Annotated in this window: 17 protein-coding genes; 4 read left to right on the top strand and 13 right to left on the bottom strand. The window is 70.8% G+C overall.

Annotation, left to right across the window (positions count from 1 at the left end):
* Positions 1–9 precede the first annotated feature (9 nt).
* Entirely contained in the window at positions 10–1,614 is a 1,605-nt protein-coding gene (locus tag ACIPSJ_RS43500; protein ID WP_401354485.1) for an alpha/beta hydrolase, read from the top strand.
* 85 nt (positions 1,615–1,699) lie between these two features.
* Here the strand turns inward: ACIPSJ_RS43500 and ACIPSJ_RS43495 are convergent, their stop codons facing one another.
* From ACIPSJ_RS43495 to ACIPSJ_RS43465, 7 genes are all read right to left on the bottom strand, one after another.
* Positions 1,700–2,425: a lysophospholipid acyltransferase family protein gene (locus ACIPSJ_RS43495; RefSeq protein ID WP_359219507.1), complete on the bottom strand. Its 726-nt coding sequence runs from the start codon at positions 2,423–2,425 to the stop codon at positions 1,700–1,702.
* A gap of 242 nt (positions 2,426–2,667) precedes the next feature.
* Entirely contained in the window at positions 2,668–3,447 is a 780-nt protein-coding gene (locus ACIPSJ_RS43490) for a polysaccharide deacetylase family protein (protein ID WP_359219505.1), read from the bottom strand.
* Between the two features lie 33 nt (positions 3,448–3,480).
* Complete coding sequence (locus ACIPSJ_RS43485; RefSeq protein WP_401354481.1) at positions 3,481–4,632, bottom strand: acyltransferase family protein; 1,152 nt, start codon at positions 4,630–4,632, stop codon at positions 3,481–3,483.
* 13 nt (positions 4,633–4,645) lie between these two features.
* Positions 4,646–5,449 (bottom strand): class I SAM-dependent methyltransferase, encoded by an 804-nt coding sequence (locus ACIPSJ_RS43480; RefSeq protein ID WP_401354479.1) that lies wholly within the window; start codon positions 5,447–5,449, stop codon positions 4,646–4,648.
* Positions 5,450–5,502: 53 nt separating this feature from the next.
* On the bottom strand, positions 5,503–6,459 hold the full coding sequence (locus tag ACIPSJ_RS43475) for a transporter (RefSeq protein ID WP_401354477.1): 957 nt from the start codon (positions 6,457–6,459) through the stop codon (positions 5,503–5,505).
* On the bottom strand, positions 6,456–7,373 hold the full coding sequence (locus ACIPSJ_RS43470; protein WP_359219498.1) for an ABC transporter ATP-binding protein: 918 nt from the start codon (positions 7,371–7,373) through the stop codon (positions 6,456–6,458). The genes ACIPSJ_RS43475 and ACIPSJ_RS43470 overlap by 4 nt, the downstream gene beginning before the upstream one ends.
* A complete protein-coding gene (locus ACIPSJ_RS43465; protein ID WP_401354475.1) occupies positions 7,360–7,800 on the bottom strand; it encodes a GntR family transcriptional regulator in 441 nt (146 codons plus the stop codon). The genes ACIPSJ_RS43470 and ACIPSJ_RS43465 overlap by 14 nt, the downstream gene beginning before the upstream one ends.
* A gap of 438 nt (positions 7,801–8,238) precedes the next feature.
* Here ACIPSJ_RS43465 and ACIPSJ_RS43460 point away from each other — a divergent pair, with 438 nt between their 5' ends.
* Positions 8,239–9,150, top strand: coding sequence for an RNA polymerase sigma-70 factor (locus ACIPSJ_RS43460; protein ID WP_401354472.1), 912 nt, complete (start codon positions 8,239–8,241; stop codon positions 9,148–9,150).
* 332 nt (positions 9,151–9,482) lie between these two features.
* Positions 9,483–12,377, top strand: coding sequence for an AAA family ATPase (locus ACIPSJ_RS43455; RefSeq protein WP_401354470.1), 2,895 nt, complete (start codon positions 9,483–9,485; stop codon positions 12,375–12,377).
* Between the two features lie 99 nt (positions 12,378–12,476).
* On the opposite strand, the gene ACIPSJ_RS43450 is transcribed toward ACIPSJ_RS43455, so the two are convergent.
* Positions 12,477–13,682, bottom strand: coding sequence for an acyl-CoA dehydrogenase family protein (locus ACIPSJ_RS43450; protein ID WP_401354467.1), 1,206 nt, complete (start codon positions 13,680–13,682; stop codon positions 12,477–12,479).
* A gap of 193 nt (positions 13,683–13,875) precedes the next feature.
* Here ACIPSJ_RS43450 and ACIPSJ_RS43445 point away from each other — a divergent pair, with 193 nt between their 5' ends.
* Positions 13,876–14,304 carry a hypothetical protein gene (locus ACIPSJ_RS43445; RefSeq protein WP_401354464.1) on the top strand — a complete coding sequence of 143 codons (429 nt, stop codon included), beginning with the start codon at positions 13,876–13,878 and terminating at the stop codon, positions 14,302–14,304.
* Here the strand turns inward: ACIPSJ_RS43445 and ACIPSJ_RS43440 are convergent.
* The 5 genes from ACIPSJ_RS43440 to ACIPSJ_RS43420 form a co-directional block, all read right to left on the bottom strand.
* Positions 14,226–14,636 (bottom strand): cupin domain-containing protein, encoded by a 411-nt coding sequence (locus ACIPSJ_RS43440; protein ID WP_401354462.1) that lies wholly within the window; start codon positions 14,634–14,636, stop codon positions 14,226–14,228. The genes ACIPSJ_RS43445 and ACIPSJ_RS43440 overlap by 79 nt on opposite strands.
* A 112-nt stretch (positions 14,637–14,748) precedes the next feature.
* Positions 14,749–15,222, bottom strand: coding sequence for a carboxymuconolactone decarboxylase family protein (locus ACIPSJ_RS43435; RefSeq protein ID WP_359219488.1), 474 nt, complete (start codon positions 15,220–15,222; stop codon positions 14,749–14,751).
* 97 nt (positions 15,223–15,319) lie between these two features.
* Positions 15,320–15,985 carry a nitroreductase gene (locus ACIPSJ_RS43430; protein ID WP_359219486.1) on the bottom strand — a complete coding sequence of 222 codons (666 nt, stop codon included), beginning with the start codon at positions 15,983–15,985 and terminating at the stop codon, positions 15,320–15,322.
* A gap of 198 nt (positions 15,986–16,183) precedes the next feature.
* A complete protein-coding gene (locus ACIPSJ_RS43425; RefSeq protein ID WP_401354459.1) occupies positions 16,184–16,585 on the bottom strand; it encodes a winged helix-turn-helix transcriptional regulator in 402 nt (133 codons plus the stop codon).
* 147 nt (positions 16,586–16,732) lie between these two features.
* Entirely contained in the window at positions 16,733–18,010 is a 1,278-nt protein-coding gene (locus ACIPSJ_RS43420; protein WP_401354457.1) for an ABC transporter permease, read from the bottom strand.
* Positions 18,011–18,035 lie beyond the last annotated feature (25 nt).

Genomic DNA, 18,035 nt, shown 5'->3' with positions numbered 1-18,035 from the left:
GGGGCCCTCTTGAGGGACAACTTCAGATCGAAGAGCCGTGTGCTGGCGCTCGCTTCGGCGGGAGCGCTCGTCACCGCCACCCTGCTCACCGGCGCGCTGGCGGCGCCCGCGTCCGGTGCCGAGGCCCGCAAGGGCGGCCAGGACCGCGCGCAGTGGGGGGCCGCGGTCGCCGCCGCGCAGGCCGCCAAGGCCGGGATCGCCTGGGCGGACTGTCCGTCCGACTGGGGCCTGGAGAAGCCCATCCAGTGCGGCTGGGTCAGCGTGCCGCTCGACTACACGAAGCCGTACGGCAAGCAGATCAAGCTGGCGGTCGACCGAATAGGCAACACCGGGACGAAGGCGGAGCGCCAGGGCGCGCTCGTCTACAACCCCGGCGGACCGGGCGGCTCCGGGATGCGCTTCCCGCGCCGGGTCACCACCAAGAGCCCGCTGTGGGTCAACACCGCCAAGGCGTACGACTTCGTGGGCTTCGACCCGCGCGGTGTCGGCCACTCCGCGCCCATCTCCTGCATCGACCCGCAGGAGTTCGTGAAGGCGCCCAAGGCCGACCCGGTGCCCGACACCGAGGCCGACAAGACCGCCCAGCGCAGGCTCGCCAAGCAGTACGCGGACGGCTGCGCCGCGCGCACCGGCCGGGCGATGCTCCAGCAGATGACCACCCCGAACACCGCCCGCGACCTGGACGTCATCCGGGCCGCGCTCGGCGAGAAGAAGCTCAACTACCTGGGCGTCTCCTACGGCACCTACCTCGGCGCGGTGTACGGGACGCTGTTCCCGGGTCATGTGCGCCGGATGATCGTCGACAGCGTGGTCAACCCCTCGCGCGAGAACATCTGGTACCAGGCCAACCTGGAGCAGGACATCGCCTTCGAGGGCCGCTGGAAGGACTGGGAGGACTGGGTCGCCGCACACGACTCCGCCTTCCACCTGGGCACCACGCGGGACGCCGTCCAGGCCAAGTGGCTCCAGCTGCGCGCCACCGCCAAGGCGAACCCGATCGGCGGGGTCGTCGGACCGGCCGAGCTGATCTCCTTCTTCCAGAGCGCGCCGTACTACGACTCGTCCTGGGTCCCGGTCGCGACCGTTTTCAGCAAGTACGTCGCCGGTGACACCCAGGCGCTGGTCGACGCGGCCGCCCCGGACCTCGGCGACACCGCCGGCAACATCACGGCGGAGAACGGCAACGCCGTCTACACCGCCGTGGAGTGCACCGACGCCAAGTGGCCCACCAGCTGGAAGAAGTGGGACCGCGACAACACCGAGCTCAACAAGCAGTACCCGTTCATGACCTGGGCCAACGCATGGATGAACCTGCCCTGCGCCACCTGGCCGGTCAAGCAGCGGACGCCGGTGGAGGTCACCACCCACAAGGGCCTGCCGCCGGTGCTGATCGTGCAGTCCACGCGTGACGCCGCCACCCCGTACCCGGGCGCCGTCGAACTGCACAAGCGCTTCAAGGGCTCCCGCCTCATCACCGAGCAGGGCGCCGGATCGCACGGGGTGACCGGCCTGGTCAACCCGTGCATCAACGACCGCGTCGACACCTACCTGCTCACCGGCAAGGTGGACGGCGCGGACGTCACCTGCACGCCGCACGCCACCCCGCAGCCGTAACCCTTCTGGTACGGCTTCCGGCAGTACGAGGGGCGGCGGGATCCACTCCCGCCGCCCCTCACCTGTACGCACGTGAACGCACGCCTCAACTCAGCGGCGCCCTGGGGAACTTGCGCTCCTTCTCGCCCTTCGCCGCCGCCTGCTCGGCCTTGACGACCGCCGCGTACTCGTCGACGTACTCCTGCTCGGAGAGGCTCAGGATGGCGTACATGATCTCGTCGGTGATGGCGCGCAGGATCGCCTTCTCGCTCTCCATCCCGGCGTAGCGGGAGAATTCGAGGGGCTTGCCGAAGCGGATCACCACGGGGTGGATCCTCGGGATCACCGCGCCGGGCGGCTGCGCCTCGAAGGTGCCGATCATCGCGCAGGGGATCACCGGGACACCGGCCCGCAGCGCCATCACGGCCACTCCGACCTTGCCCTTGTAGAGACGGCCGTCGTGCGAGCGGGTGCCCTCCGGATAGATCCCGAGCAGCTCGTCCTTGCTCAGCACTCCGAGCCCCTCGCGGATCGCGGCCTGGCCCGCCTCCTTGCCGGAGCGGTCGACCGGGATCTGCCCCGCGCTGCGGAAGAAGAACGCGGTCAGCCGCCCCCGCACTCCGGGACCCGTGAAGTACTCCGCCTTGGCGAGAAAGGTGATGCGCCGCTTCAGGACCGCCGGCATCAGGAAGTGGTCGGAGAAGGAGAGATGGTTCCCCGCGACGATCGCCGGCCCCGACGCCGGCACGTGTTCCAGACCCTCGATGCGGGGCCGGAACACCACGCGCAACAGCGGCCCCAGCAACACGTACTTGAGCAGGTAGTAGAACACGGCTCTCTCCTCACTTTGCCGGTTCCCGCCGGAACTGGCCTTTCCCCAGGTCGCATCAGCTCCAGCCTGCCCGGGGTGATGTGCGCTTGTCGTCACCTGCGGACATGTTCGGTCGGTCTCGTGTCTGACTCTTCGCCGAGTTGCCTGCAGATCGAACATTGTCTCGGGATTTCACCATGCCGGACGCCGTTCCGTCGCCCGCCCCGCGGGGCGGCGCACAGGGAGGTGCTCGCGGTGGTTTCTCAGGGCCGATAGACCATGCCCGGCTGCGGCTTGGCGGGGGCCAGCAGCTGCGACACCGTCACGAGGGTGTAGCCGCGCTGTTCGAGAGCCTTGATGATGCCCGGGACGGCGGGCACGGTCCCCTTGTGCAGGTCGTGCAGCAGGATGATGCCGTCGCGGTGGGTCTGGTCGAGCACCCTCTTGGTGATCAGGGCCGAGTCGGTCGTCTCGTAGTCCTTGGCCGTCACGCTCCACAACACCTGGGCCAGTCCCAACTCCTTGCAGATCTTGGCCACTTTGCGGTTGGTGCGGCCCTCCGGGGGACGCATGAGGACGGGACGTTCGCCGGTGACCCGCTCGATGGCTTCCTGCGTCCTGCTCAGTTCCCGACGGGCGTCGGCCTCGTCGAGGTCGGTCAGTCTGGGGTGGGTCCAGGTGTGGTTGCCGATCTCCTGTCCGTCGGCGGCTATGCGGCGCAGGATGCCGGGGTACTTCGCGATGTGGCCTCGGCCCTGCACGAAGAACGTGGCGTGCAGGCCGTCCTGCTTGAGGATGTCCAGCAGCGCGGGGGTCGTGGGGCTGGGGCCGCCGTCGAAGCTGAGGGCCACGCACTTCGCCTTGCGGCAGTCGACGCTTCCGGCGACTCCTCCCTTCGCCTTGTCGCGGGCGGCGCGCGGGGAGGTGTGATCGTAGGTGGTGACCGTCAGGGCCAGCGTGAGCGCGACGGCCAGGGCGGCGGCCACCGCTGTGACGGCGGCGATGAGCACGCGTGAGCGTCTGGTGCGCTTGATGAAGGGCATGCGGGAACCATTCTCGGAAGAGGGGTCACGGGGTTATCGGGCGCGGGCGGGAACCGGCTTCGAGGCCAGGTCCCGCGCCCGAATGTCGAGCGTCAGGCGATGCCTGAGCAGGCGTCCGAGCCTGCGCTCCACCGTCGTGTGGATGAGCAGGGACAGCGCCAGCACGCAGGCGACCGACACCACCATCGAAGGCAGCGGACCCAGCGTCGGAAAAGCTCGGATCAGGCCTTTGGCCAAGGGAATTCCGATGCTCTGGTGGATGAGGTAGAAGGGATAGGTGAGGCCCCCCGCGGTGACCAGCCGGCGCCATCGCAGCCTCGTCAGGGGTCCTTCGACACCGGCCAGCGCCAGCAGCCCGAGACAGACCGTCAGCAGGACCGCGCACACGGCCCAGGAGGGCCGGCTCTCGCCGGGCGGCACGGCGGCGTGGTCGGCCACCCGGAGTTCGAGCACGGTGAGTTCGTAGCACCAGGCGAAGCCCAGCAGCAGCCACAGCAGCGGACTCTGCCCGAACCTGTGCATGAGGTAGAGGACGATTCCGGCGACGAACAGGCCGGTGTACCGGGGCAGTACGAATTCCTGGAGCAGGGGCGAGTGGAGTTCGAGGGTGACGACACCGGCCAGGAGCCAGGCTGCGCAGAAGGCCACCACCCGCCGGTACGACAGCCCGAAGACGAGCAGCACGGCCATCAGCAGGTAGAACCGGGCCTCCACCCAGAGCGTCCAGCTGACGCCGTCGACCAGGTCGAGCCCCAGGGGACCCGGAGCCATCGTCAGGTTGCCGAGGACGGTACGGGGGTCGATACGGGTGGCGGCCGGCCAGTGACCCAGCCGCGAGACGAGGACCAGCGCGACGACGAGGAGGACGGCGCACCAGTAGGCCGGGAAGAGCCGTGCGACACGGGAGACGGCGAACTGGGCGGGAGTGCGGCCCCAGCAGCTCATGCAGATGACGAAGCCGCTGATGGCGAAGAAGAACTCGACGCCCAGCCAGCCGTAGCGGCTGATCCCGTGCAGGAACGGCGCGAGATCGCGGAGTTCGGTGGGACCCCAGAAGTGCGGGGTGGGGGTTCCCAGGAAGTGGTAGGCGGCCACCATGGCCGCCGCCACCAGGCGGAGCCCGTCCATCGCGGCCAGCCGGGCCGGCCCGCTCGGCGGTTCGGGGGACGGTCTGTCGGACGGCATGTCGCGGGCCGTCTCAGGCGGTCGGCAGCGGGGAGCGGCTGACACGTATCTTCGACTGGCCGTGCGGGCGCTTCTCCCAGTCCGCCATGAACCGGGCGTGCAGACCGTGTCGTCGTGCCAGGGCGAGGAGGGTCTCGGTGCGGTAGTAGAAGTCCTCACGCAGCACCTGGTGTTCGGTGCCCTCGGTGCGGTCGAAGGTGAAGTCGAAGAACCCGGTGTCGGTCAGCACCCGGCCGACGTGTGCCAGGCACTGCTCGATGACCTCCAGCGGCGAGTGGGAGAAGACGCTGTGCGCGTGGACCACGTCGAAGTGGTCGGCGGGCAGGAAGTCCAGGGTGAGGTCGCCGGTGATGGTCAGGTGCGGCAGCTTGTCCTGCACACGGCGCTCGACCAGCGTCTTCTTCGCGGCTATCAGGATGTCGGGCGAGATGTCGATGCCGTAGTAGTTGCCCGCGTCGAGGTGGCCGATGAAGCGCCAGCCGCCGCGCAGGTTGCCGCAGCCGATGTCCAGCATGCGGTGGTCGGGGCGCAGCCCGTGTTCGACGAGGTAGTCGAACTGCATCCGCCCCAGCGCCAGCCAGCGGTCGTGGGTCCGGCTGCCGACCGCGGCCTCCGGGCTGCGGCGGGTGTCCGAGGCCATCACGGCCCGGTAGTAACCGACGTGGTCGGGGTGGTTGAGGCGCAGCCACGCATCCCGGCCGGCCCGGCGCAGGTAGGGCACGACACGGCCGGGGTGGCGCAGGGCGTAGCCGGTCTTGTGGGTGAGGGCGGCGCGGTTCTCGCGCAGTTTCTTCGGTGACGTGGCGTCTGCGGGCATGGCGAAGCGACCTCCGTACGGGTAAGGGGTTTGGCTGGACGCGGGCGACGCGGTCAGACGCGGCGGCGCAGCAACAGCGCGGTGAAGACCGTGAACAGGACGGCGAGGCCGCCGAGCACGGCGGTGTCGGTCCACTGGAAGGCCCAGTAGTCGCCGGCCGGGTTGGCCTCGTAGAAGCGGGCGACGTATCCGTGGGCCGTCATGCACTCCCTGAGCCGGGAGCCGGACGGGTAGGGGCAGTTCAGCACGTCGTCGTGGCGGCCGGAGGCGGTGATCAGGCCGTAGGTGCCGGTCGACCACTTCTCGCCCATCGGCGCCTTGGGGGTGATGCCGGCGCTGACGTAGGTGTGCGGCGGGACCAGCAGCCGGGTCCGGTGCGTCCACTCCAGCAGGAGCGTCAGCACGCCCGTCAGCAGCAGGGTCAGGCCCATCGCGGCCAGGACCCGGCGGGCCAGCAGACCCAGCAGGGTGCCGGCCGCCAGGCCGAACAGGGCGGCCGCGACGACGCGGGGGCCCGAGCCGCTCAGGGCGGTGTCGTCGTACCAGAACAGGCCGTAGCTCCGGTCGGCGGCCGGTCGCCACCACCAGGCGAAGACTCCCGCGAGCAGGCCGGAGAGGGCGGTCGTGGCCGCCACGGCCAGGGCGAACCGGGAGGCGAACCACTGACGGCGGCTCACACCCTGGGCGAGGACCATGCGGTGCGTGCCCAGTTCCCGGTCGCGGCCCAGCAGCGGGGCGCCCCAGAAGACACCGATGACCACGGGCAGCACGATGTTCAGCGCCCCGAGGTACTTCAGCGGCTCGACGTCCAGCAGCAGGGGCAGCCCGGTACCGGACCGTGTGCAGTACAGCGGTCCGGTGCCACAGTGGTCGAACAGCCCGCTGTGCAGGGCGTCGAGCATGCCCGAGCGGAAGTGGGCGGCGAGCGCCGCGGCGACGACCAGCGTGGCCGCGCCGATGCCGACCGGCACGCGCTGCTGGCGCCAGGCGAGCCAGAGGGAGCCCTTCACGCGGCCGCCTCCGTCCGCTCGGCGGCACCGGTGGCGGGGTGCTCCGGCTCGCCGGACCGCAGGTAGCCGATCAGGACGTCCTCCAGCCCGGGCCGTTCGACGTGCCAGTCGCCGCGCAGCGGTCCGCGCTGCCGTATCAGGGCCGTCAGCTGTCTGCCACCGGTACGGCTCCGTACGACGGTGTGGTGCGCGGTCAGGGCGTCGGCCTGGTCGGCGGGGCCGGTCAGTACGGCGTGGCTCGCGCGCAGTTCCTCGGCGTCCTCGCTCAGTTCGACGCGGCCGTCCCGCAGTACCAGCACCCAGTCGCAGGTCTCCTCCAGTTCCGGCAGGACGTGCGAGGACAGCACGATGCTCAGGGCGCGCTCGGCGGCCTCGGCCATCAGCTCCGCCATGATCTCGCCGCGTGCGACGGGGTCGAGATCGGCCAGGGGCTCGTCGAGCAGCAGGAGGTCGGGCCGCTTGCCGAGGGCCAGGGCGAGCGCGACGCGCGTGCGCCGCCCGGGGGAGAGCTCGCCGACGCGGGCGTGGGACGGGATGCCGCCCTCGCGGACGATCCGCTCGGCGGTCGTCCGGTCCCACGAGGAGTTCAGCTTCTCGCCCATCAGCAGCGTGTCCGCCACGGTGAAGCGCGGGTAGAGCGGCTTGTCCTGGGTGAGCAGCGCGACCCGGGCCCGGGCCTCGGGTGTGCCGGGTACGGAACCCAGCACTCGTATCTCCCCGGAGCCGGGCCGCAGCAGGCCCCCGGCCAGGTGCAGCAGGGTGCTCTTGCCGGCGCCGTTGCGTCCGACGAGGGCGGTGACACGACCGCCGGGCACGGTGAACCCGCAGTCCCGCAGGGCCTCGCCGCCCCGTCTGCGGTACCGGAATCCCAGCCCCGTGGCGCACAACGCGGCCGAGGCGTCAGGCCGGGTCATGTGTCCTCCTTCTGTCGTTCCCGGTCGCCCGGGTGCCGCTGTCGTACTGGTCGTCGTAGGTGTCCAGGGCGGTCGTGACCAGGGCGAGGACATCGGCCCGCTCCAGCCCCGCGGCCCGCGCGCGGGCCACCCAGTCGGTGAGTTCCCCGCGCAGCGGGGAGTCGTCCTCCGCGGCGGGCCGGGCGAGTGACCGCGTCACGAACGTCCCGAGGCCGCGTCGCAGTTCGACCAGACCGGCCTGCTCCATGTCGCGGTAGGCCCGCAGCACGGTGTTGGGGTTGATGGCGGTCGCCGCCACCACCTCCCTGGCCGTGGGCAGCTTGTCCCCGACGCGCAGGGTGCCCATCCGGAGCGCCCGTTCGGTCTGCTCGACGATCTGCACGTAGGCCGGTACGCCGCTGCCGCGCTCGATCCGGTAGTCGATCACATCGTCTTCCTCGGCTCCACCATGCTTGTACTAATGAATTAATGGAAGCATGGTGGAAGTCCGGCGACCCTGTCAAACACGCGGGGGAGGCACGGCGAGGGTCTGCCGTCCGGCCGGCCCGCCGCATCGCCAGATCGTGCGATGCGGCGGGTCGTGCGGGTGCCGGCACGCCGGACCGGACGGACGGAGGAAGCGGGATCCGCCGCTGGGGCGGCCGGCCGAATCACCAGATCGTGCGATGCGCCCCGGTGCCGCCGAGGCCGAGTCTGGTCCGGTTGGCGATGAATGCATCTGGTTGAAGAGCCTGCTGTCCCGATCCCTGGTCCGGATACGACCGGTCCGGTCCCGCTTGCGCGCGGTGGCGATGTGGTCTCGCCATGCGACAGCTGTATCCGGAGGAACGAGGACCGCGGGACCATGTATGTCGATTCACCCCCTGTGACGAGTGACCTTGACGAGGCTGTTTCTGTCTTTGTGCGGTACCGGGCGCGTCTGTTCGGGATCGCCTACCGAGTGCTGGGCAGCGTGGCCGAGGCCGAGGACGTGGTCCAGGAGGTGTGGCTGCGCTGGCAGAGGACCGACCGTTCGGTGGTGGTGAGCCCGGTGGCCTTCCTGTCGAGTGCGACGACCCGGATGGCCATCAACGTGGCGCAGTCGGCGCGGATGCGCCGGGAGACCTACATCGGGCCGTGGCTGCCCGAGCCCGTCGACACGGGTTCGGATCCGGAGGTGGGCGCGCAGCGGGCGGAGGCGCTGGAGCTGGCCCTGCTGCTGGTGCTGGAGAGGCTGAGCCCTGTCGAGCGGGCCGTGTACGTCCTGCGTGAGGCGTTCGACTACGCCTACCCCGAGATCGCCGAGATGCTGGGGCTCAGCGTCGTCAACGTCCGGAAGATCGTCAGCCGTGCGCGCAGGCACCTGGCGGACGGGCAGCGGGAGAGCGTGGCGGCGGCGGAGCACCGGCGCCTTCTGCACGCCTTCGTCTCGGCGGCCCGGACGGGGGATGTGGCGTCCCTGGAGACCCTCCTGACCGCCGACGCCGTCAGCCTGTCCGACGGCAACGGTCTGAGGGGCTGCGCGCGCATACCCGTGCTGGGCCGTGCGCGCATCGCCAGAATGTCGACGTATCCGCGGTTGTGGCGGGAAGCGGGACCCCGGTGGGTCGACGCCAACGGCCTTACGGGCGTGGTGATCCACCAGGCCGACCGTCCCACGGCGTTCATGACGATCGCCGCCTCCGAGGCAGGCATCCACCAGGTGATGTGGGTCTTCAACCCGCGCAAGATCACCGCGTTCCTCGACTCCCGCCTCCGCTGCGCGAGTGTTCCCGGTATCGCGTCGGCCGGTGGGTGAGTGCCTGTGCTCGCGCCTCGGCGGCGTTCCGGTCCGGTTCGCGCGGCAACCGCGTGGTCGGCAGCCGCTTCCACGCGCCGCGGGTGGATCCCGCTCCGCGCCGCGGGCGGTGTCGACGGCTGCCCTCGTCGGGGTGCGTCGCGGAAGAACTCGCCGGGAGCCGCCGGTGGCCCGCCGTGTCCCGCACCGCACCGCGCCACGGAGCGGCACGGCATCGCCTCGGCCCGCCGGTCGCGAGCCGCGCCGAACCGATGCGTCCGGGCTCGGTGAAGGCGCCGGTCACAGGGGGGCCTGCGGTCGGGGGCGCATGCGGCCTGAGGCATGCTGGCCCCATGCGCGGCACAGACCCCACGGGCGACCTGGATCCCGGGCACGGGAACCGGACAGGTACCGGGCTGCGCCTCAGGGGACGGGACCGTGAGATCGCGGCTGTCCATGAGGCCCTCCAGGTGGTGCGTGGCGGACGAAGCGCCTGTGTCGTCGTGGAAGGCGTGCCCGGCGCCGGCAAGAGCCGGTTGCTCGCGGAGCTGAACGGGCGGGCGCGGCGGTGCGGGTTCGAGGTGGTCCCCGTCCGGGCCGACGAGTTCGACCAGTACGCGGCAGGAGCCGCCCTGCAGTCCGTCCTGCACGTCGCCGACCGTTCCGACCGTTCCGACCGTTCCGGGCGTTCCACCCGAGCCGCCGCGACCGTGGACGACCGACGGCTCTGGCTGCTGGACGGCATCTCGGACGCTCTGGAGGAGCGGGCCCAGCGCGCGCCGGTGCTCGTACTCGTCGACGACGCGCAGTGGGCGGATCCGGCCACGCTCTTCGCGCTGCGTACCCTGCCCGGACGGCTGGCCGCCTCGCCGATCCTGTGGGTACTGGCGGTACGGTCGGAGACCGAGCGGCCGACGGTGGCCAGGGTGCGGGAGGACCTCGAACGGCTCGGCGCCCGATGGCTGACCCTCGGCCCGCTGCCACAACGGGAACTGGAGCACATCGCGGCCGACGTGCTCGGCGCGCCGCCGTCACCAGGCCTGGCCAGGATGCTGCGAGGCGTCGCGGGCAATCCGTTCCTGGTGACCGAGCTGGTGCGCTCCTTCGCCGACGCGGATGCGACGCAGGCGGACGCGGCGCAGGCGGAAACGAGAGTCACCGGCCGCGTCCACCACGACGTTCCCGCCGGTTTCCGTCTGAGTGTCGCCACGCGTCTGGAGCAGCTGCCGGAGGACGCCCTGCGCCTGCTCCAGGTCGGCTCGGTCCTCGGACGCGAATTCGACTTCGGGACGGCCGCCCGCATGCTCGGCAGGCAGTCCGGCAGTCTGCTGTCAGGCGTGGAGGCCGCCCTGAACGCCGGTCTGCTCTCGGCGGACGGTCCGCGGCTCGCCTTCCGGCACGACCTCATGCGGCAGGCCGTCCACGAGAACCTGCCGCTGCCCGTACGGAGCGCACTGCACCGGGATGCCGCCGAGATCCTGCGGGGCGCCGGTGCCCGAGCGGCGGAAGTGGCCTGGCATGTCGTCATGGCGGGCGGACCGGTCGACGACGACGCCGTGACCGCGCTGCACACCGCCGTACGGGAGCTGTCGTCGACGGCACCCGACGAGGCCGCGGACTTCGCTCAGCGCATCGCCGGGCTGCTGCCCCCGCGGGACCGGCGCCGCGTCGCTCTGGTGACCGACGCCGCCGAGTACCTCGGCCGTACCCGCCGGGTCCATGAGGCGCTCGATCTGGTCGACACCGCCCTGTCGGCCGGTCTCGAGCCGCCGCAGGAGGCGAACCTGCGCCTGGTGGCCGCGGAGATCCACCAGGCCGCGGGCGACGACAACGCCGCGATGACACACCTCCGGCAGGCGCTGAGCCTCCCCGCGCTGCCGTCCCACCTGCGTGACCTGCTGCTGAAGACCCAGGGGACCGGTCATGTGTACCTCGGGAACATCACCGCGGCCGAGCAGACGGACACGGGGCTGGTCGAGGCCTCCCGTCGGAGTCATGATCCGGCCGTCGTCGTCAGCGGCATGGTGTTCCAGTCGCAGACCTCCTTCTACCGTGGGCGCCTGACCCCGGCCCTGGAGCTGGCCGAGGCGGCCACCGCGCGCGCCTGTGCCGAACCCACCGTCCCTCATCTACGGCCCCCGAGGATTCCGGCGCTCTGGCTGGCCACGGTACTGACCAGCACCGACCGGCTCGCGGACACCGCGGGGATCCTGCGTGCGGGGCAGCACGAGGCCGAGGCACTGGGCCTTGGCTGGTCGCTGCCCCACTGGCACGCTCGCCGGGCCTGCGCCCTGCTCGAACAGGGCGCGCTGGACGATGCGGCCGTGGAGGCCGAGGCCGGTCTGGCGGTCGCGGACGAACTGGAGATCGCCCAGCCGAATCCGCTGGCCCGCTCCGTACTGGCACTGGTGGAGACCAGGCGCGGTGACCTCGCCAGGGCCGGGGACCATGTCCGCGCCGCCGAAGCCGGCTCCGGCACCCACTCACCGCGGTACGGCCTGTGGGTGTCGCTCGCTCGTGCCTGCCTGGCGGACGCGGAGGGCCGGTACGCGGCAGCGGCGGCGGCCCTCGCGGGCGCCTTCGAAGACGGTGCACCGGCGCGGCTGCTCGTCCTGCCGCCGTCCCACTGGCCCGGCATCGTGCGTATCGCGCTGCGTGGCGAGGAGCCCTCGGTCGCGCGGGCCGTGGCCGGCGCACTGCGTACGCCGGCCATCCGGGACGACGGCCAGGAGATCATCGGGGCCGTCCGTGCCCATGTGGACGGCCTGCTCCACCGCGACCCCGCCGCGCTCGCGTCCGCCCTCCCGGGCTACCGGGACACCGGCAGGCAACTGGCCCTCGCCGCGGCATACGAGGACCTCGCCCAGGTGACGGCCGCGGCCGGCGATGCGGCCTCGGCCATCCCCCACCTCGAAGAAGCGGGTCGGCTGGCGGCGGCCTCGGGAGCCGAGCGCGATCACGACCGGATCAGACGGCGGCTGCGGCGGCTCGGCGGGCACGCGGACGCCCCGAAGCCCGGCACGACCGGTCGTCCGGGCTGGCGGAGTCTGACCGCATCCGAACGGAAGCTGATCCCGCTCGTCGTCGAGGGCCTCACCAACCGGGCCATCGCCGACCGGCTCTATGTCTCCGTGCACACCGTCAACACCCATATGAGGCACATCTTCACCAAGCTCGGCATCAACACCCGCGTCGAACTGACCCGCCTGGCCGTCGAACGGGGCGACATCGCCGACGGGGCCGGGTGAGCGGCGCCCCGGCCCGGATCCACCGTGCCGGCGAACGCCGCTGCTCGTGGCACGCGTGGGGGCCGAGGGCTTCCCGGGAGGCCGCGGAACCGGAACGCGTTACACGAACGCGCTCTGGCCGGTGATGGACTTGCCGACGATGAGGGTCTGCATCTGGCGGGTGCCCTCGTAGGAGTAGAGGGCCTCGGCGTCGGCGAAGAACCGTGCGACGTCGTGGTCGAGGACGATGCCGTTGCCCCCGAAGATCTCGCGGCTCGACGCCACCACCTTCCGCATCCGGGAGGTGGTGAATCCCTTCGCCAGCGCCGAATGGTCGTCGCGGAAGATCCCCTGGTCCTGCAACCGGGCGAGCTGCACCAGCATGCCCCAGGACGCCGTGATGTCGCCCAGGCTCCTCACCAGGAGGTCCTGAACCATCTGGAACCCGGCGATCGGCCGGCCGAACTGCCGGCGGTCCTTGGCGTAGGCGAGTGCGAGCTCATAGGCGCCGATCATGACACCCAGGGCCTGCCAGGCGACCCCGCTGCGGGTGAAGCGCAGGATCTCCGCCACGTCCCGGAAGGAGTTGACGTTCTGGAGGCGGTTCGCCTCCGGCACACGTACGTCGGTCAGGGTGATCTCGGCGTTCTGTACGATCCGCAGCGCGGTCTTGCCCTCGATCTTCACCGCCACGAAGCCGGGGGTGCCCTTCTCGACGACGAAACCCTTGACCTGGTTGTCGTCGACGTCCCGCGCCCACACCACGACGTGGTCGGCGAAGGTGGCGTTGCCTATCCACCGCTTCGCGCCGTTGAGCACCCAAGTGCCGCCCCGGCGCTCGGCGGTGGTGCGCATGCCACCGGAGACGTCCGAGCCACCCAGCGGCTCGGTCAGGGCGAAGGCGCCGATCTTCTCCATCGAGGCCATGGCGGGCAGCCACCTCGCCCGCTGCTCCTGGTCGCCGCCGGTGTAGACGGAGTAGAAGCTGAGCCCGTCGTGGACGCCGAAGAAGGTGGCGACGGAGGCGTCGACGCGACTCATCTCCATCGCGAGCATGCCGTTGAGCAGGTGACTGGCGGCCGGCCGGTGCGCGCCGTACCCCTCGTAGGGCAGGGCGGTCAGCCCGCTCCCGCGGAACTTCCCGATCAGCTCCATGGGGAACTCACCCCGGTCCCAGTACCCGTTGACCAGCGGCTTGACCTCGTCACGCAGAAATGTCCGCGCCTTGAGAAGTACGGTGCGCTCGTCCTCCGGGAGCAGGGCCTCGTAGAGGTAGAAGTCGGCACCCGGCAGGGCGTCCGGCGGGGCAAGGGGAGTGGTGGTCACGTGGTCTTCCTTCGCGGATCGCGGATTCCGGACCACCAGGTGACCGGCCGGCCACCCCGTTTGTGACGCCTGTGACGTCGCTGATGACGCCGAGGCGTGCATTCCGATGGCGACCAGGTCTCATCCGTGGGCTGTCATGCGGGGTGCGCGGCTGGTGTCCGTACGCCGAGTCCGCGAACACTTGGGGAGGCGGATGAACGGGAACGTCCGGCTGGTCGTCGGCACCGCGACCCTGATCGACACCGCCGGGCGCCGGGCGTTCGAGACCGGGGACCTGCAGGGGCTGCTCGGCGTACTCGCCCCGGACGTCGTCTTCGTCAGCGACAAGGTGCTCCGTTACATGGCCGGCAGTGTCGACAAGGCCGGCGGCAACCCCGGGCTCCTCCTGCGCGTGGAGAACGCCCGGGTCGCCGGCCTCCGCTACGTCCGCAACCCCGAAAGGCTGACCCGCGTCGAGTCCGAACCGCCTCCCCTCCCGCTGACCCGCGAGAAGCAGCCGCTGAGCCCTCCGGTGCGAACGGACCCCGTTCGGAACCCGGCAGGTCAGTCGGTGGGGCGCGGGGCGCGCAGATGGGCCCGCTGCTCCAGTTCCTCGTCGTCGACCAGCGTGAGCATCGGCTGACCCGGGGCGCACATCATGAACACGATGTACTTGGCCGGGTCCTCCGACGAGGCGTTGCCGTTCTGATAATGGATCACTTCGCCGCCCGGCTCCCAGAACGTCTCACCGGCCTTGATCACGCGCTCCGGCTCACCCTCGAGCTCCCACCGGACGGCTCCCTCGAGTACGTAGCCGAAACACGGCCCGGAGTGGCGGTGCGGGGGAGTGCCGGGGGAGCCGGGGGCCCATTCGACAAGGACCGTCATCCCCGAGGCGCCCTCGGGGATGAACGGCGGCTTGATGTCTGCCAGCATCTTGGGGCCGAAGCCGTCCTCCGAGTGCATTTCGTGCATATGCCACACCTCCGTAGACCTGCCCGGAACGCGAGATTCGGCGTCGGCGATTCCGGGCTGACAACAATGTGCTTACGTGCTTTACCTGCCCTGCGCACACCTGGCCCTGGCTCTAGCCGAACATGCCGACCTTGTAGCCGCCGGCCGGCTGCCGGGTGACGACGTTGATGCGGTTGTAGGCGTTGATGAGGGCGATGAGGGTCGTCAGCGCGGCGAGCTGGTCCTCGTCGAAGTGGATCGCGGCGTCCGCCCACGCCTCGTCGGTGACACCGCCGGCCGCGTCCGCAACCCGGGTGCCCTGCTCGGCCAGCTCCAGCGCGGCGCGCTCGGCCTCGGTGAAGACCGTCGCCTCCCGCCAGGTGGCGATCAGGTTGAGCCGCACCGAGTCCTCCCCGGCGTGGGCGGCCTCCTTGGTGTGCATGTCGGTGCAGAAGCCGCAGCCGTTGATCTGGCTGGCGCGGACCTCGACCAGGTACTGGATCGTGGCCGGCAGCGTCGAGTCCGACAGGGCCTTGCTGGCCGAGAGGAGGTGCTTCAGCACCTTCCCCGCGAAGGGGTTGCCGTAGTAGTTGAGTCGTGCGTCCATGGGCGCTCCTGACGAGATCGCTGGTACGCGTCACTGACCGGACAGCTCGGCCAGGTGTGACACCGAGGGATGGATGACGGGCGACGAATACCGTCGGCTAGCCATCGACGAAGGTGACCGTCTCGGCGAGCGGTGCCCGGCCGGTACGGGTGGAGGGCGCCGCGGTGTCTTCGAATCCGATCGACATGCCGCAGAAGAGGATGAGGTCGTCCGGGGGCGACAGGACCTCCGCGACGGTCTTGCGATAGACGGACCACGCCATCTGCGGGCAGCTGTGCAGGCCCTCGGCGCGGAGCAGCAGCATCACGGTCTGGAGAAACATGCCCACGTCGGACCACTGAGGTCGACCCAGATCGCGGTCGATGTAGCAGAACAGGGCGGCGGGAGCGCCGAAGCAGCCCCAGTTCGCGACCGCGGCCCGCTGGCGCGCCTCCCAGTCCTCACGCGCGATGCCCAGTGCGCTGTAGCGCTCCGCGCCGAAGGCGGACCGGCGCTCGCGGTAGGGGGATTTGAGCGAGGACGGGTACATCTCGTATTCCCGCTCGTCCCAGGGATCCTTTGCGCTCACGCGCCCACCGGCGAGTTCCTTGAGTTCGGCCAGCGGCCGGCCGGTCAGCACGTAGATGCGCCAGGGCTGGAGGTTCGAACCGGACGGTGCCCAAGCCGCGGCGGACAGCACGCGCTCCAGTACCTGTCTCGGGACGGGCCGGTCGATGAACCCACGCACGGCCCGTCGGCTGGTGACTGCCTCGTAGACGTCCAAGATCACCCATCTCCCTCGTCCGCTCTCCGCTCTCCGCTCTCTACATACCTGTCCCTCGACGACCGTCGGCCTGCAAAATTTGATGATATGCGGTAATTCGTACCGATGGCGGCGGTGCCCGGACGCAGCGCTCCCCGCGTACCCGCGCTTGCGGAAGCCCGTCGTCGGCGCGTGCGCGGCTCCGGCTTGCGCCCGCCGTCAACGGCCGGGTCCGGCCGGTGGGTCCGATGCCGGCGAGTCGCTCGCCGGAAGGTGGTCCTCCGCCCACAGGAACAGGACGGCCAGCGGGATGAGGAAGGCCTTGCCGTGCACGGAGAGCGCATAACGGGTGCGCGACGGCGGCCCGGGACGGACGTCCGGGACGACCAGGCCGATCGCGGTCAGTTCCTGGAGACGCCGGGTGAGCATGCGCTCGCTGATGCCGGGCACGCGCTGGCGAATCCCCGCGAAGTCGGCCGGATCCTTGGCCAGAGCCATGAGGATCAGGCCGTTCCAGGCTCTGCTGAGCAGGGCGAAGGCCCGGCCGATGGCGGGCGAGGTGCCGCTCGACCGTGGGTGTTCCGACCGGTTTGCCGGCCGGGAGTGCTGTGGGGTGACCATGGTGTGTGTCCGTTCCGGTACGGCACGAGGCATCGCGGTGGAACACCTCGCGCCGTACGTCGGGGTCGTGTCGAAAGCGGGCGCGCCTTGGCGATGTCGGTTCACGCGGCCGGCCGCGCCCTCGGCCTGCTGCTCGCGCGTGTGCCGTCAGTCGTCGCCGTCATGGCGACGGGCGTGCGCGTGGCGCGGCATCGGCACGGCGGCGCCGGATTCCGGCAACGCCGGCAGCAGCGTCCCGGAACCCGTGGCCGGGTTCGTCGCGCCGCGGGCCTCCCTTGGTTCCCTTATGACCCAGTGGCCGAACATGACTGCCGTGAGCCCGATGACGCTCCACAGGACGAGGACGGCGAGGTGGCCGTCGCCGGCGTTGCCGTCGAAGTACGTGGTGTCGCGCAGCAGGCTGGCTCCGGCGCCCGGGGGCAGCCACTGGCCGATGTGGTCCACGCTCTTGGGGAGCATCTCCGGAGCGGACGTGGCGCCGGAGAAGGCGTTCCCGACGAAGACCATGAGCGCGGCGCTGAGTCCGAGGCCCGTCGGCCCCAGGAGTCGGATCAGGCCGGCAGCGGTCGCGCTGACGGCCAGCAGGTCGAGCGAGAGGATCGCCCAGGTGGCCACGTGATGGTGCGGCAGTGCCTCAAGGAAACCCTGGGCGACGAGATAGACCCCCAGGGCCGCGACGGCGCAGGCGACGAGCAGGGTCAGCACCCGGTGCCGGGGCCGAGCCAGGCCGCGGGCCATCGTGACGAACGCTCCGATCATGATGCCGCAGACCGTGAGCGGGAAGACCGCTGAACTGAACACGGCACCGCGGGGGTCCGCCGCGGCGACAGGCACCACGTCGACCGCCGTGACGAGGACCTTCGCCGGGGAACCGGCGTCGGTGGCCCCCTGCTGGGCGGCCGCCTGCTTGTCGGCCTTCGCCGGGGAATGCGCACCGGCCGCCCCGTGCTCACTCGCCTTGTGCTCGGCAGCCTTCTCTTCGGCAGCCTTCTCCTCGACTGCCTTCTCCTCGGCCGCCTTCTGCCGGGCGATCTGCAGGGTGGCCTTGTCGGCCAACTGCTGTCCGACATCGGTCAGAAGCTGGGCCACGGAGGGGCCGGCGGCGGTGGCCTTCAACACGGTGATGCCGTGGCCGGAGATGACGAAGGCGCCGTAGACATCCCGGTTCTTGATCGCCGATCGCGCGGACCGCCGGTCGGGATAGAGGTGGAAGTCGAACGCGCCGGGCTTCGCGCGGGTCAGTCCCTCCACCGCGTGCTGGCTGGCCGGCCCGGTGCCCACGATCCCTACCGGGACGTCGCGCGGCGAGGTCCGCCCCGCCGGCCAGGCGAACGCCATCACCGCCAGAGTGATCACTACGGGCAGTGCCGCGGCGGCGATGACCACTTCCCGCCATGCGCGGTGACCTGACAAGGGGTTCCTCACGACCCAACCACTCCTAAAAAGAATG

This window comes from Streptomyces sp. NPDC090088 (assembly GCF_044747345.1).
Taxonomy (GTDB): Bacteria; Actinomycetota; Actinomycetes; order Streptomycetales; family Streptomycetaceae; genus Streptomyces.
Note: the sequence above shows the minus strand (reverse complement) of the source record. Positions and strands in the feature narration are given on the sequence as shown.